Annotated in this window: 13 protein-coding genes and 2 pseudogenes; 8 read left to right on the forward strand and 7 right to left on the reverse strand. The window is 69.7% G+C overall.

Annotated elements, in window-relative coordinates; translation table 11 throughout:
• Nucleotides 1-1,004: helicase-associated domain-containing protein (locus CCN51_RS28790; protein WP_211303264.1), on the forward strand; the 1,004-nt coding region annotated here is incomplete at its 5' end.
• A 23-nt stretch (nt 1,005-1,027) separates the two neighbouring features.
• On the opposite strand, the gene CCN51_RS28795 is transcribed toward CCN51_RS28790, so the two are convergent.
• Nucleotides 1,028-1,492 (reverse strand): Uma2 family endonuclease, encoded by a 465-nt coding sequence (locus CCN51_RS28795; RefSeq protein WP_014177511.1) that lies wholly within the window; start codon nt 1,490-1,492, stop codon nt 1,028-1,030.
• A gap of 137 nt (nt 1,493-1,629) precedes the next feature.
• On the opposite strand from CCN51_RS28795, the gene CCN51_RS28800 reads away from it, so the two are divergent.
• From CCN51_RS28800 to CCN51_RS60155, 3 genes and pseudogenes are all read left to right on the forward strand, one after another.
• Nucleotides 1,630-1,974, forward strand: a complete 345-nt coding sequence (locus CCN51_RS28800) for a hypothetical protein (RefSeq protein WP_014177512.1) — start codon at nt 1,630-1,632, stop codon at nt 1,972-1,974.
• Between the two features lie 128 nt (nt 1,975-2,102).
• Nucleotides 2,103-2,483, forward strand: a pseudogene (locus CCN51_RS60445) (ATP-binding protein); the annotation flags it as partial.
• Between the two features lie 979 nt (nt 2,484-3,462).
• Nucleotides 3,463-3,753: pseudogene (locus CCN51_RS60155) on the forward strand (tetratricopeptide repeat protein); the annotation flags it as partial.
• A gap of 39 nt (nt 3,754-3,792) precedes the next feature.
• Here the strand turns inward: CCN51_RS60155 and CCN51_RS28810 are convergent.
• Nucleotides 3,793-4,566 carry a recombinase family protein gene (locus tag CCN51_RS28810; protein WP_014177514.1) on the reverse strand — a complete coding sequence of 258 codons (774 nt, stop codon included), beginning with the start codon at nt 4,564-4,566 and terminating at the stop codon, nt 3,793-3,795.
• 117 nt (nt 4,567-4,683) lie between these two features.
• Between CCN51_RS28810 and CCN51_RS28815 the strand changes: the two genes are divergently transcribed.
• On the forward strand, nt 4,684-6,339 hold the full coding sequence (locus CCN51_RS28815; protein WP_014177515.1) for a DNA repair helicase XPB: 1,656 nt from the start codon (nt 4,684-4,686) through the stop codon (nt 6,337-6,339).
• A gap of 45 nt (nt 6,340-6,384) precedes the next feature.
• On the opposite strand, the gene CCN51_RS28820 is transcribed toward CCN51_RS28815, so the two are convergent.
• Nucleotides 6,385-6,963, reverse strand: coding sequence for a TetR/AcrR family transcriptional regulator (locus tag CCN51_RS28820; protein WP_014177516.1), 579 nt, complete (start codon nt 6,961-6,963; stop codon nt 6,385-6,387).
• Nucleotides 6,964-7,329: 366 nt separating this feature from the next.
• Here CCN51_RS28820 and CCN51_RS28825 point away from each other — a divergent pair, with 366 nt between their 5' ends.
• Complete coding sequence (locus CCN51_RS28825; RefSeq protein WP_014177517.1) at nt 7,330-9,441, forward strand: HelD family protein; 2,112 nt, start codon at nt 7,330-7,332, stop codon at nt 9,439-9,441.
• A 10-nt stretch (nt 9,442-9,451) separates the two neighbouring features.
• Here the strand turns inward: CCN51_RS28825 and CCN51_RS28830 are convergent, their stop codons facing one another.
• The 3 genes from CCN51_RS28830 to CCN51_RS28835 are packed head-to-tail and all read right to left on the reverse strand — an operon-like array spanning nt 9,452 to nt 10,916.
• On the reverse strand, nt 9,452-9,586 hold the full coding sequence (locus CCN51_RS28830; RefSeq protein WP_014177518.1) for a helix-turn-helix domain-containing protein: 135 nt from the start codon (nt 9,584-9,586) through the stop codon (nt 9,452-9,454).
• Between the two features lie 38 nt (nt 9,587-9,624).
• Entirely contained in the window at nt 9,625-9,972 is a 348-nt protein-coding gene (locus CCN51_RS58000; RefSeq protein WP_238545660.1) for a transposase, read from the reverse strand.
• Nucleotides 9,973-9,986: 14 nt separating this feature from the next.
• Nucleotides 9,987-10,916, reverse strand: coding sequence for an RNA-guided endonuclease InsQ/TnpB family protein (locus CCN51_RS28835; protein WP_014177520.1), 930 nt, complete (start codon nt 10,914-10,916; stop codon nt 9,987-9,989).
• A gap of 188 nt (nt 10,917-11,104) precedes the next feature.
• Here CCN51_RS28835 and CCN51_RS56570 point away from each other — a divergent pair, with 188 nt between their 5' ends.
• Together CCN51_RS56570 and CCN51_RS28845 are read left to right on the forward strand one after the other, a co-directional pair.
• Complete coding sequence (locus CCN51_RS56570; RefSeq protein ID WP_014177521.1) at nt 11,105-11,296, forward strand: hypothetical protein; 192 nt, start codon at nt 11,105-11,107, stop codon at nt 11,294-11,296.
• Nucleotides 11,297-11,448: 152 nt separating this feature from the next.
• Nucleotides 11,449-13,464: a hypothetical protein gene (locus CCN51_RS28845; protein ID WP_014177522.1), complete on the forward strand. Its 2,016-nt coding sequence runs from the start codon at nt 11,449-11,451 to the stop codon at nt 13,462-13,464.
• 37 nt (nt 13,465-13,501) lie between these two features.
• Here the strand turns inward: CCN51_RS28845 and CCN51_RS28850 are convergent, their stop codons facing one another.
• Complete coding sequence (locus CCN51_RS28850; RefSeq protein WP_043490642.1) at nt 13,502-14,221, reverse strand: copper homeostasis protein CutC; 720 nt, start codon at nt 14,219-14,221, stop codon at nt 13,502-13,504.
• Nucleotides 14,222-14,252 lie beyond the last annotated feature (31 nt).

Here is a 14,252-nt window from a genome sequence, read left to right on the forward strand (position 1 = left end):
CCCCGGCCCACGCCCCGGCGCCGCCCGGCCGACCGCTGTCCGGGGCCGAGGCTGCCGCCGCCGCGGCGACGGCCGCGCGGCTGCTCGCGCCGCTGCTGCCCCAGCCGCTGGATCACGTTCTCCTCCAGGCCGACCTCACCGCCGTCGCGCCCGGCCCGCTGGAGCGGCCGCTCGCGGCGACGCTCGGCGTCCTGGCCGAGGTGGAGTCCAAGGGCGGCGCCACGGTCTACCGCTTCACACCCGCCTCCGTACGCCGCGCGCTGGACGCCGGGCGGGCGGCGTCCGACCTGCACGCGTTCCTCGCGGAGCACTCCCGCACCCCGGTGCCGCAGCCGCTCGCCTACCTCATTGACGACGTGGCCCGTAAGCACGGCCGGCTCCGCGTCGGCGCCGCCTCCGCCTACCTACGCTGCGACGACGACACCCTGCTGGCCGAAATCCTCGCCGACCGCCGCTCGGCCGGCCTGCGGCTGCGCCGCCTCGCGCCGACCGTGCTGGCCGCGCAGGCGGCGCCGGACGCGCTGCTGGAGGGCCTGCGCGCGATGGGGTACGCACCGGCGGCCGAGTCCGCCGAGGGCGATGTGCTGATCACCCGCGCCGAGTACCACCGCACCCCGCCCCGTTCGGCCCCCACGCCCGTGCCGGAGGGCCCGCCGGTGCCCGACGACACGCTTCTGGGCGCCGCGGTGCGCGCCATCCGCGCGGGTGACCGCGCCGCGACGGCCCCCCACAAGCCGGTCCCGGCGTCCGCCACCGACAGCGGCCGGCTCCCCCGCACCACCTCCGCCGACACCCTCGCCACCATGCAGGCCGCCGCCCTCACCGGCTCGGCTGTCTGGATCGGCTACGTCAACGCGGACGGCGCGGCCAGCCAGCGCGTCATCGCCCCGGTGCGCGTCGAGGGCGGCTTCGTCACGGCGTACGACCACACGGCCGACGAGGTGCGCACGTACCCGCTGCACCGGATCACGGGGGTCGCGGAGCTGGCGGACGACTCGGCGTGAGCGACGTTCAGGCCGTCAGTGCGTCAGCGCTTGCGCCGGACCAGCGCCGCGGGGTCCGCCTCCACCGGGAACGGCTTCTCGATCAACGTCATGCGGCCCTCCTCTGCCACGGTCCGCTCCATATAACGGCCGTTCTCCAGCTGGGAGACGATCAGCGCGGGCACGGGCTCCAGCTCCAGCCGCCACAGGTGCTCGATCCCGCCATCAGCGTAGAACGGCGGCTTGAACAGCCGGTCGATGCGGCGGCTGGCCGGCGAGGAAACGACCACCACGAGCAGCACCGCCTCGGCCTCACATGCCACAGGGTCTTCATCGACAGTCCTGGCATCCACCACAGCGATGTCAGGAATGAACAGCCCTTCCGGCAGCACCACATTGACCGTCTTCAGCACCTCCACCGGCGCACCGGCCGCCTCGGCCGCTGCGTCCAACACGTGCCACAGACGGGATGAAGCCCGCTGGTGCTTGGCTCCCGGAGCCGGTATCACGCCACCTCCTTCTCGGGAGCTATCGCCTCAGCGTGGCACCCCCACCGACACCCGTCCGCCGCTTCATTCCCGTTCACCCTCCCGAGTGCGTAACACTGGATGCTTGCCCCCACCCCCGTCATGAAGGGCCAAGGCGCGTGAACGGACCGCTGATCGTCCACAAGGCCGAAGCCGTCGAAGCCATGCAACACGCGGACCGGCTCCGCCCCAGCGCGTATCAGCGCACACGAGTACACCGTCGCGACCTGCTGGTTGAGCGGCAGTTGGAACCCGGCCACCTGAAAGCAGCCTGCACCACCTGGCACCAGGCCCTCGGCGACTGTCCCAAGGTGCAGTCCGTCCGCGCCGACGACCACGCGAAGGCTATGTTCGGCCTCTTGCGCCCGCACCTGAAGAACGCGACGGCCTGCGACCTGTACGACCGCGCCACCGTCACTAGCTGGCTGATGCCACCGCGAGTCAACGGACGGGTGGACATTTGACTGACTCCAGCGCAGACGATACGAGCGTCCACAACGAGATCAGTGGTGGCGTCTTCTTCAACGTCGTTGTTCAGGGAAGTCACATAACCCTGCAACTTCCGCGGGAGATAACACCGGCTCTCACCGGAATGCCTGCCCCATCCAGTGCCTTCACCGGACGCGACACGATACTGAACACCCTCACCGCAGCGCTGCGCCCCGGCTCCTCGGAGGATACGCCACCTCTTCACGTTGTCGCCGGACTGGCCGGAGTGGGCAAAACCGAACTCGTTCTGCACGTAGCGAATCGGGTTCTGAACCAGGACAGCTGGTTCCCCGGCGGCGTGCTGTTCATCGACCTCTTCGGATACGCCCCGGAGCGGCGGCTCAGCCCCGGGCGAGCGCTTGGATCCCTGCTGCAAGCGCTGGCCGTCCCCGACGAATATATGCCAGCTGAGCTCCAAGACCGTGCTCGCCTGTACAGGTCGGTACTTGCCAGTTACGCGCAGCAAGGCCGGCGCATCCTCGTTGTGCTTGACAACGCTCTCGATGGTGCCCAGGTCGAACCGCTTCTCCCCGGTGACCCCGGTATTCCCGTACTCGTCACGTCCCGGCATACGCTGGCCGACCTCGACGCCCGCCTGCACGATCTGTCGGTCCTGGATCCGAAACATGCCGTCGACCTGCTTCGACTGGTTCTCCGAAGGGCGCATGGCCGGGACGACACGCGGGTTGACGATGCTATGGACTCGGCCGAGAACATCGTCCAGCTCTGCGGGCTTCTGCCGCTCGCCCTGCGCATTGTGGCAGCGTTGCTGGCAGACCAGCCGAGACGCCCTCTGTCATCCATGGAGCAAGCTCTCAGCGACACCCATCGCCGTTTGCAACGGCTCAGCAGAGGAAGTCTCGCGGTACGAGCCGCATTCGAACTGTCCTACCAACACCTGCCCTCCGAACAGGCTCGACTTTTCCGCCTGCTACCGGTAAATCCCGGCCCTGACATCTCCACGGACTCCGCAGGCCGACTCGCCGACATCGAGCCATATGCAGCCGAGGAGATTCTAGAATCCCTCACACGAGGCCATCTAGTGGAGACCGGGGCCTCCTACGGCCGGTGGCGCATGCATGACCTGATCCGAATCTACGCCGACGAGTTGGGGCGCTCGCGCGACAAAGACGGGCGCCCCGCCGCAGTACAGCGCCTGCTTCTGCATTACAAGGACTTCACCTTGGACGCTGGCAGTCAATTCGCCCCCGAAGTGCCCGTGTCGGACCGGTTCTCGCGTGCCGCAGCCTTGTCCTGGCTCGACGACGAGGTGTCCAATATCGTCGCTGCGGCACCTTACGCGTCAGCCGAAGGCTACCCATCCATTGCCGTCACGCTGGTCGCCAGCATCAGCCAGTATCTAATGGACCTCACACGAGAAAGCGCTCCACATGCACCGAGAAAGTGGTTTTCTTATCGGCGAGGCGGAGGTACTGAACAATCTCGGCCACACTCTGCACGAGATGCGCGATTTCGACAAGGCCGTCCTGATACTACGACAGGCTGCCACCCTGCAGCGAAAGGCGGGAAATCGTCGAGGCGAAGGTGCGGCGCTCACCAATCTCGGGCGCACGCTGGACGAACTGCGCCAGCACGACGAAGCCGTGAGCGTTTTCCGGCAGGACATCGAGATCTGTGTCGAACTCGGCGACAGGCACGGCGAAGCGGTCACCCAGAACAATCTGGGGATGTCTCTCAGGGCACTGGGACGGAACGGGGAGGCCGCCGAAGCCCACACGAAGGCACTGGCCGCCTTCCGTGAGGCGGACGACAAGCACGGCGAAGGCATGGCCCTAAACAATCTCGGAACGGCGATACGGGAGGGTGGATTCGGTGACGGAATCGATCAGCACACTGCAGCAATCCGCGCCTTTCGTGAAATTGGTAACGAAAGGGGCGAGGGTACGGCCCTGACGAACCTGGGTGTCAGCCATCTGAACGCCGGGCGGCTGGACAAGGCCGCCCAAGTTCTGGCGAAGGCGGCCGACCTGCTGCGGGACGTCGGCGAGCTCCACGATCATGTGGACCGTCTTGGCCTCCTCCGCGTTGACCTCCAGCACCTTGCCCGCCCCGTTGGGATTGGGGGCCACTCGGTATCCGTATGGAACGCGCCCGCCTGTGTACCGGCCCTCGCGACGCAGGTGCTCGTGAGCGCTGGACACGCGCATTCCGATCATGTCCGACTCCAGCTCGGCGAATACAGCGATCACCTTCGCCATAGCGCGCCCCACGGACGACGTGAGGTCAAGCGGCTCTGTTGCCGACGCCAGCGCTACCCCCTGGGCTTCGGAGAGCTTCATGATCTCGGCGAAGTCCACCGTTGACCGCGCGAGCCGGTCGATCTTGAAGAAGACGATCACCTCGAAGTCAGCAAGGCGGGTCAAGATCCGCCGAAGGCCCGGACGGTCCAGGCCACGCGAGAAGCCGGACACGTCGATGTCCTCTTCCACAGCCATGACAGTCCACCCGCGCGCCTCGCACAGCGACTCACAGGCCGCACGCTGGCGCTCCGGGGAAGTGGTCTCCTCGGTATCGCGCGATAGGCGAACATAGATAGCGGCGCGCATCCCCGGCGCGCTGGCCGGTACACCCTTCCGGCGCCGGGCACGGGGTAAAGCCCGAGCGGTCGAGGGCGCGGCAGGTGTTTCACTTGTCACGAGACGATCCTATCGACGGAGGTATGTGTGTCCTGCTTGATCGTCCAAAGCGACAAGACGCTGCTGCTCGAGGTCGACCACGAGCAGGCAGACGCCTGCCGCCGCGCCATCGCCCCCTTCGCCGAGCTGGAGCGGGCGCCGGAGCACATCCACACCTACCGGGTCACCCCGCTCGGCCTGTGGAACGCCCGCGCCGCCGGGCACGACGCCGAGCAGGTCGTCGACGCGCTCGTCCAGTACTCCCGCTACCCCGTCCCGCACGCCCTCCTCGTCGACGTCGCCGAGACCATGGCGCGCTACGGGCGGCTGCGGCTGCTCAAGCACCCCACCCATGGCCTGGTCCTGGAGACCTCCGACCGCCCGGTCCTCCAGGAGGTGCTGCACTCGAAGAAGATCCAGCCGCTGGTCGGCCAGCGCGTCGACCCGGACACGGTGGCGGTCCACCCCTCCGAGCGCGGGCAGATCAAGCAGGCGCTGCTCAAGCTGGGCTGGCCTGCCGAGGACCTGGCCGGGTATGTGGACGGCGAGGCGCATCCGATCGAGCTGGACGAGGACGGCTGGGCGCTGCGGCCGTACCAGAAGCAGGCCGTCGAGGGGTTCTGGCACGGCGGGTCCGGGGTCGTCGTTCTGCCCTGTGGCGCCGGGAAGACGCTGGTGGGCGCGGGGGCGATGGCCACCGCCAAGTCCACGACCCTGATCCTGGTGACCAACACCGTCTCGGCCCGCCAGTGGAAGCACGAGCTGGTGCGGCGCACCTCGCTCACCGAGGACGAGATCGGCGAGTACAGCGGCACCCGCAAGGAGATCCGCCCGGTCACCATCGCCACGTACCAGGTCCTCACGACCAAGCGGAAGGGCATCTACCCGCATCTGGAGCTCTTCGACTCCCGCGACTGGGGTCTGATCGTCTACGACGAGGTGCATCTGCTGCCCGCGCCGGTCTTCAAGTTCACGGCCGATCTGCAGGCGCGCCGCCGGCTCGGTCTGACCGCGACGCTGGTGCGGGAGGACGGCCGGGAGTCCGATGTCTTCTCCCTCATCGGCCCCAAGCGCTTCGACGCGCCGTGGAAGGAGATCGAGGCGCAGGGCTATATCGCGCCCGCGGACTGCGTCGAGGTCCGGGTCAATCTGACGGAGCACGAACGCCTGGCGTACGCGACGGCCGAGGCCGACGAGAAGTACCGCTACTGCGCGACGACCGACTCCAAGCGCAAGGTCACCGAGGCGCTGGTGGCGCGGCACAAGGGGCAGCAGACCCTGGTCATCGGCCAGTACATCGACCAGCTGGACGAGCTGGGCGAGCATCTGGACGCGCCCGTCATCAAGGGCGAGACGACCAACGCGCAGCGCGAGAAGCTGTTCGACGCCTTCCGGCGGGGCGAGATCTCCGTCCTCGTCGTCTCCAAGGTCGCCAACTTCTCGATCGACCTCCCGGAGGCCACGGTCGCCATCCAGGTGTCGGGGACGTTCGGGTCCCGCCAGGAGGAGGCCCAGCGCCTCGGCCGCGTGCTGCGGCCGAAGGCGGACGGCCACCAGGCGGTCTTCTACTCGGTCGTCGCGCGCGACACCATCGACCAGGACTTCGCCGCCCACCGCCAGCGGTTCCTCGCCGAGCAGGGGTACGCGTACCGGATCGTGGACTCGAACGCGCTGCTGGCGGGCGAGGACGTCGAGGACGTGTGACGCCCGGCTGTGAGGCCCGGCTGTGAGGCCCGACGGTGACGCCCGCTAGTCGGAGGCGTCCGACGGCCAGTTCTCCAGGAGCGTGGCCAGGGCGTTGACGCCGCGTTCCCATGACGCCTGGACGTCGCGCGGGTCCCGGAAGGCGCCGATCGCCTCCAGACTGGCGTAGCCGTGGAAGGTGCTGCGCACCAGCCGTATGGCGTCGGTCAGGTCCGGGTCACCGAGCCCGTACGCGCGGAACACGGCGGTCGTGGCCTCGATGATGCGGGCGCCGCCCGTGGACCGGGCGGCCACTTCGGGGTCGATCTCGATGTTCGTCGCCGCGTACCGGCCGGGGTGCTCCAGCGCGAAGGCCCGGTAGGCGTTGGCGAAGGCGATCAGGGCGTCGCGTCCGGCCCGCCCGGCCACGGCCGCGGTGAGGCGGTCGGCGAAGTCGCTCGCGGCGCGGAAGGCGACCCGTATGCGCAGGTCCCGGAGGTTCTTGACGTGCGAGTACAGGCTCGCGTCGGCCACTCCGAAGCTGCGCGCCAGCGCGGAGATCGTGACGTTCTCCAGGCCGACGGAGTCCGCAAGATCAGCCGCCGCCTCCGCCACCCGTTCAGGCGTCAGACCCGCGCGGGGCATGCGCCACCTCCCTCTCCCTCATCTCCCTCAACACCTGGCCCCATCCAACCAGGCCGGTCCGCGGGAAGAACCACGGGAGAAACCACGGGGAGAACCGTGGGGAACGCCGTGGGGAACGCCGTGGGGAACGCCGTGGGGAACGCCGTGGGGAACGCCGTGGGGAAAACCGCGGGGAAAGCCGTGGGGAAAACCGCGGGGAAAATCATTCGCGGCCCCGCGGAGCACTGGCTACAATCGCCCGTCTTGCCGCCTCCCGACCACCCCGGGAGAGCCGCCGCCCGGACGGAAACCGGCCGGCTTCTGACGTGAGCCATTCACGCCCCGCACTTTGTCTGTCTGCTTTGTGTACACGCCGGAGGCTACGCCGTGCCCTCGCACGCCCCTGACCACCCCGACCCGCTCGCGGACCCGCTCGCGGACCCGCTCCAGCGGGAGCGCACCCACCTCGCCGCATCCCGCGCCGCCCTGCGCGCCATGCGCGCCGATGTCGAAGCCCTCGACATCAAGGACGTCACCGCCAACTGGGTCAACGCCGAAGTCCTCCAGCGCCAGATCGACGAGCGCATCAAGGCCCTCGCCGATCTGGCCGACACCCCGCTGTTCTTCGGCCGCCTGAACTATCTGCACGCACCGGGCGCGGAGTCGGCGGAGGGCGCGGAAGGGGAGCAGTTCTATATCGGGCGGCGGCATGTCCACGACGCCGACGGCGACCCGATGGTCATCGACTGGCGCGCGCCGGTCTCCCAGCCCTTCTACCAGGCGTCGAAGAAGGCGCCGATGGACATCGGGCTGCGCCGCCGCTTCGGCTACACCGGCGGCGAGCTGACCGCGTACGAGGACGAGCACCTGACCGACCCGAGCGAGGAAGCGCACGCCAGCAAGCTGCTCCAGGCCGAGATCGAGCGGCCGCGCGTGGGCCCGATGCGGGACATCGTCGCCACGATCCAGCCCGAGCAGGACGAGATCGTACGCGCCGGAATCGGCGGCACGGTCTGCGTCCAGGGGGCGCCGGGCACCGGGAAGACGGCGGTCGGCCTGCACCGGGTGGCGTATCTGCTGTACGCGCACCGGGACCGGCTCGCCCGCTCCGGCACCCTCGTCATCGGCCCGAACCGCTCCTTCCTCCACTACATCGAGCAAGTCCTGCCCGCGCTCGGCGAGTTGCAGGTCGGGCAGGCCACGGTGGACGACCTCGTCGCGCATGTGGAGGTACGGGGCACGGACGGCGCCGACGCGGCGGGCCTCAAGGGCGACGCACGGATGGCCGAGGTGCTGCGCCGCGCCGTACGCTCGCATGTCACGCTGCCGACCGAGCCGTGCGTGGTGGTGCGCGGCTCGCGGCGCTGGCGGGTCCCGGCGTACGAACTGGAGGAGATGGTCCGCGAGTTGCTGGACCGCGACATCCGGTACGGCGCGGCCCGCGAGGCGCTGCCGCAGCGGATCGCGCACGCCGTGCTCGTACGGATGGAGCAGGCCGGCGAGGCGCCCGACGACCGGGTGCAGAACGCGGTGGCCCGCAACCCCGCCGTAAAGGCCGCCGTCAAGGAGATCTGGCCGCCCGTCGACCCGGCCAAGCTCGTGCTGCGGCTGCTCTCCGACCCCGGCTTCCTCGCCGAGCAGGCGGACGGGATCCTCGACGCCGACGAGCAGAAGACCATCCTGTGGACGAAGCCGCCGCGGGGCGTGAAGTCCGCGCAGTGGTCCTCGGCGGACGCGGTGCTCATCGACGAGGCCACCGACCTCGTCGAGCGCACGCACTCGCTCGGCCATGTGGTCCTGGACGAGGCGCAGGACCTGTCCCCCATGCAGTACCGGGCGGTGGGCCGCCGCTGCACCACCGGCTCGGCGACCATCCTCGGCGACATCGCACAGGGCACCACGCCGTGGGCGACGGCAAGCTGGGAGGACGCCCTCGTCCACCTCGGCAAGTCCGGGGCCGCGGTGGAGGAGCTGACCCAGGGCTTCCGGGTGCCGCGCGAGGTGATCGCATACGCCTCGCGGCTGCTGCCCGCCATCGCCCCCGGCCTGTCGGAGGCCACCTCGATCCGCGAGGCCGCGGGCGACTTCTCCGTACGGGCGGTGGACCCCGCCGCGCTCGACCCCACCGCGCTCGACTCCGCCGCGCTCGACTCCGCCGTGATCGCCGCCTGCCACGAGGCGCTGGGCCACGAGGGCTCGATCGGCCTGATCGCGGCCGACGCGCGGATCCCGGTGCTGGCGGGCGCCCTGGACGCAGCGGGCCTGGCGTATCTCTCCCCCGGCGAGGAGACCAGCGCCGCCGCCCGCCTCACTCTCGTCCCGGCGACGCTGGCCAAGGGTCTGGAGTACGACTACGTGGTGCTTGACGAACCGGCCGCGGTGGTCGACGGCGAACCGGACGAGCGCACCGGTCTGCGCCGCCTGTATGTGGCGCTGACCCGGGCGGTGTCCGGGCTGACGGTGGTCCACGCGGCACCGCTGCCGGAGCAGCTGGTCTGAGCGGGCCGGTTTACGGCAGGGACTTGAACAGCGCGTCGAGGAGACCGGGGAACCGGGCGTCGAGTTCGTCGCGGCGCAGCCGCACATAACGGTTGCGCCCGGCGATCCGCGTGGTGGTGATCCCGGCCTCGCGCATCACCCGCATATGGTGCGAGACGGTCGACTTTTGACATCCTCCCCCTCTTAAAAGAGGGGGATTCCAACCCGGGTGAGTTGAGGTTCACGGGCGCTCGCACGGCTGATGGCCGCCGTCACCCCTCCGGCACGCGCTCGCTGCTGGGCGAGTGCGGGACGTATGTCCTGTCCTGCCGCGACATTGTTGGCTGAGTTCTCGTCGGCGTTGCAGGTGAAACCGCAGGTGGAGCAGACGAACTCGGCTTGGCTCTTGCGCGAGTTTTTGTCGATCCATCCGCAGGCGGAGCAACGCCAGGAGGTGTAGGGGGCGGGGATGTCCTGTACGCGGCCGGGGGCCTTGTGCTCGGTGCGCTGGCGCAGCAGTCCCCATCCTTGGGCGAGGATCGCCCGGTTCAGCCCAGCCTTCTGCGCTACGCGCTTGCCGGGTTGTTCGACCGTTCCGCTGCGGAGGCGGTCATATTCTTGACGTTCAGCCTCTCGAACCGCACCAGGTCGTAGGTGCGGGCGAGCGTCGTTGAGATTTTCTCGCACCAGTCCTTGCGCCGGTTCGCCTCGCGCGTCTTCAGCTTAGCGACCTTCGCGTACGCGGAGGTCTTCTTTGGGCTGCCCTTCTTTGCCCGTGCTGCTCGCCGCTGGTGCTTGCGGATCTGGGCGCGTTCTTTGACGGTGAGCTGCGGGCAGTTCAGCTTCCGCCCGTCGGAGAGAGCAGCGGTGATCGTGACGCCTCGGTCGATGCCGATGACCTCGCCCGTGCCCGGAGCTTGGATTGGCTCGGGGATGACCGCGAACGCCACATGCCACTGACCGTTACGGAAGGTGACTCGAAACGTCTTCGCTTGGGGCAGCCCGTGGCGGGTGAGGCGGAAACGGACCCAGCCGCAGCCGGGCACCTTGACCTGGGCCCAGCGCCGGTTGAGCTTCCGCACCACCACCGAGCGGCCCGTGACCTGCTTGCCGGTCTTCGGGTTGACCTTCGGGCTGCCGTCCTCGTTGAACTCCGGTACACGGCCAGTGCCGATGGCCCTGAAGCCCTCGTGCTTGTACTTCTTGCGCCAGGTCGGCTCACCAAACCCGGAGATGAACTTGGCGTTCTTGGCCTTGGCAAAGTCCTTCAGCGCCTGCTGCTGCACATCGGCGTTACCGGCGGCGAGCCATTCGTTGGCGCGGCGGGCTTCGGTGAGCTGGCGGCACTGCTCAGCGAACCCCGGCGCGGATTTCCTGCCCTTTTGCCAGTGTGAGTGCTGCTCGACGGCCAGGTTCCACACGTACCTCGCATGCGCGCAGTGCTGGAGCATCTGCTGCTCCTGCTGCGGTGTCGGGTACATGCGGAATCTGGACATGCACCCATTATGAGAACATTCTTGACTAACCGTCAATATCAATCTCCGCCCGCCGATGATCTCCACGCCCCCATCAAGGCCGCTGCCGCCCGTGAGGGGCGCTCGCGCTCCCCCACCGGCTGGCCTCCCTCGACCCGCCGAACGCGCCCCTGCTGATCTCCCTCAACAGCAGCGCGCTCTACCTCGGGATGGCGGCGGGCGGCGGCGCGGGCAGCGCGTCCATCGCGCTCCTCGGCGACCGCTGGTTCCCGCTGACGGCGACGCTGCTGGCCCTGCTCGCCACGGCCACGGTCCTGACCACGACCCGCACCCCGCGCACGCCTGCCACCCCGGCACCCTCCTCGCACGCAGCGCCGTGCGACACCCGACCGCTCGTATGACCGCGCGGCTACCGCCGGTTGACGTCCGTGCGGTCGTCGGGCGTTTTGTGGATCCGGGTGTCCCCAGCGCCTCCTAGGGTGGTGTTCATCGGGTGGTGACACCACGCTAAGGGGCACGGGGAACGGTGGTTGTCCGTGGACAAGGGGGACGTGTGGGCAGAGCCGGGCGGCCGCAGGGACCGCCGAAGGGAAGCACGGAAGAGGCGAACGCCCTGGCGGGGTTCTTACGGGATCTCACCGCCGGGATGACCGTACGGGAGCTTGCCGAGCGCTATCACACCAGCAAGACCATCTGGGGTGAGTACCGGTCCGGCACCAAGATCATCCCGCTGGGCCGGCTCAACTCCGTGGTCAGGGACCGCATCCGCGACGAGCGCGGCCGGACCACGATGCTGGCCAAGGCGCGGCGCCTGTACGAGGCGGCGATCACGGCCGAGCAGACGGTCCGCTCGGCGGAGGACCCCGGCGCGGCGCGCCGTCAGGTCGAGGCGGACCGCGCCGAGTCGGAAAAGCTCGTCAAGGCGCTTCTGCAGATCATCACCGCGCTCACGGATCCGGACGAGCCCGTCGGGGCGGGACCGGACGCGGAGTTGATACGGCAGCACCTGGCCGAGGCACGTCACCGGCTGGGCGTCGTACGAGAGGTCCAGCAGGCCGCGGAGCGGGTCCTGGCGGACACCCCGGAGCGAGGGGAGGGGGAAGGCCGGGCACGCGCGCCGGGCGCTGGGGCCGATGACGAGGACCGCGCCGAAGACCACGGTGAAGACCGCGATGAGAACCGGGCTGAGGACCAGACTGAGGACCGCCATGAGGACCGCCGTGAGGACCGCCATGAGGACCGTCTGCCGGCCGTATCGGCCCGCGGGGGCCTGATCCTCCAGTCGGCTCTGGTGCACGACGAGGTCGAGGAGCAGCGGACCGAAGTCGCCCGCCTGTGGCAGCAGATCCGCCCGGCACTCACCGGGTCGGACATCGTCCAGGGCATTGTCCTGGAACGCCTGGACACTCCGCTGACCAGCGCACCCCCCGGAGGAACCGGGGTCGCCGGCAACGCCGACGCCCCTGTCACGGAGATCCGCCCCACGGCCGCCCGGCCACACCGCCGCCGCACCCAGCTGATCCTGGCCGCCGGGGTCGGGGCCGCCGTCGCGGCCGCCACGGCGGGCGTACTCCTCTACGCCCTCCCGCACCGCCACGACGCGGGCCCGGCCCGCACCCTCTCCTCGCCGCCACAGCCGCCGCCCTCCGCCTCCGGCCCGGCCGCGGGCGGCCCTTCCGCCTCGCAGAGCAGCAGCCCGACCCCCGAACCCTCCGCCTCCTCACCCCGGCACGAGGACGCCCGGCCCGACACCGAGTCCTCGGCGCCCGCGAAGGGCTCGGACGTCACCGACCCGGCCGGCGTCTACGCCGTCTCCGAGGACGGCAAGGTGCTGCAGTGGAGCGGAACCGGCAAGTCCTGGAGCTCCATCGGCAGCGACGCCGACAGCATCGTCGCGGGAGAAGCCGGCCTGTTCCGGATCAACGAGTCCGACGGGTGGATCTCCCAGTACCGTCCGGCGTCCAAGAGCTGGAAACGGATCGGCTCTCCCGGCTTCCAGTTCATCCAGCAAGGCAGCACGCTCTACGCGCTCAGGCCCCTGCGCGACGCGGTCATGCGCTGGGACCCGGACAAGGACAAATGGCAACGTATCGGGATCAAGTCGGCAAAGCTCTATGCCGGCCCGGCCGGACTGTTCTCCACCAATCCGGACACCGGAAGGATCTGGAAGTACAACGGCGCCCCGGACAACTGGAGCGAAATCGGCAATCCAGGCGCGGATTTCGCGGTCGGCAATCACCTGTGGGGGATCACCCCCGACCACGCGACGGTCTTCCAGTGGACCGAACACGGCGATGGGTGGTTCCAAGTCGGCGGCGCCGCCGACAAGATCTACGCCGGTGGCGCCGGGATGTTCATCGTCCGCGAGTCCACCGGGCAGATCCTCAAGTACAACGAGGAGCCCTTCTCCTGGACCCTCATCGGCACCGCCGGCGCTGACCTGATCGTCACGGACCACAAGGTGTACCGCATCTCCGGCGACCACAAGACCATCTCCCGCTGGAGCGGCCACGGCACGACGTGGACCACCATCGGCCCCTCCGCCACCGATCTCGCCGCCGTCGACTGAACGCGCACCGGGGGTGGCTGCGGGGGCACCCCCGGAGTCACCCCACGGGCACCACTTCGTCCAGCGCGGCCCGCCACTGATGCACCGAGGCGGTGCCCACGGGCCCGTCCCACCCCGAGGGCCGCGCCGCGCCGCCGATGTGGAAGGCGTCGATCCGCGCGGCGCGCAGCGCGGGCAGGTGGTCGAGGCGCAGCCCGCCACCCACCATGATCCGGGGCCCGCCCGCGCCACGCGCCGCCTCGTCCACCAAGACCGGAAGCCCATCATCGACCCCGGCGGCCGACCCGGCGGTGAGATACGTATCCAGCCCCGGAAGGCCCGCGAGCTGCTGACGGAGCACATCGCGGTCGGCGGCCCGGTCGATGGCCCGGTGGAAGGTCCACCGGCTCTCATCGAGCCCGGAACCCGCGCCGATGACGCCCGTGAGCGCGCGGATCGCGGCCAGGTCGGCCAGCCCGTCGGAGCCCAGGAAGCCGAGGACGAACTCGTCCGCCCCCTCGGCCCGCAGCGCCTCCGCCCGCGCGCACAGCGCGTCGAGCGCGGCGGCTCCACCGGACGCGAAGCCGTCGGATGCGCGCAGCATCACCCGCAGCGGGAGGTCCACGGCCGAGCGGATCTCGGCGAAGGTCTCGCGGGAGGGACTGAGCCCGTCGGCAGCTATATCGGTGACCAGTTCGAGTCGGTCCGCCCCTCCGGCCTGCGCCGCGACCGCGTCCGCCGCGTCGAGGGCGATCACCTCGAGAATTGGTCTAGACATGCCGAACAGCTTGCCACACCCCACCCGCCCC

Source organism: Streptomyces milbemycinicus (assembly GCF_002154605.1).
In the GTDB taxonomy this organism is placed as follows: Bacteria; Actinomycetota; Actinomycetes; order Streptomycetales; family Streptomycetaceae; genus Streptomyces; species Streptomyces milbemycinicus.

What these genes read in the sequence shown, in the direction of transcription:
- CCN51_RS28850 (WP_043490642.1), bottom strand. Translation starts at nt 14,221, where the DNA reads ATGTCTAGACCAATTCTCGAGGTGATCGCCCTCGACGCGGCGGACGCG.
- CCN51_RS28835 (WP_014177520.1), bottom strand. Translation starts at nt 10,916, where the DNA reads ATGTCCAGATTCCGCATGTACCCGACACCGCAGCAGGAGCAGCAGATG.
- CCN51_RS28830 (WP_014177518.1), bottom strand. Translation starts at nt 9,586, where the DNA reads ATGCGGGTGATGCGCGAGGCCGGGATCACCACCACGCGGATCGCCGGG.
- CCN51_RS56570 (WP_014177521.1), top strand. Translation starts at nt 11,105, where the DNA reads ATGGCGGCGGGCGGCGGCGCGGGCAGCGCGTCCATCGCGCTCCTCGGC.
- CCN51_RS28810 (WP_014177514.1), bottom strand. Translation starts at nt 4,566, where the DNA reads ATGCGCGCCGCTATCTATGTTCGCCTATCGCGCGATACCGAGGAGACC.
- CCN51_RS28820 (WP_014177516.1), bottom strand. Translation starts at nt 6,963, where the DNA reads ATGCCCCGCGCGGGTCTGACGCCTGAACGGGTGGCGGAGGCGGCGGCT.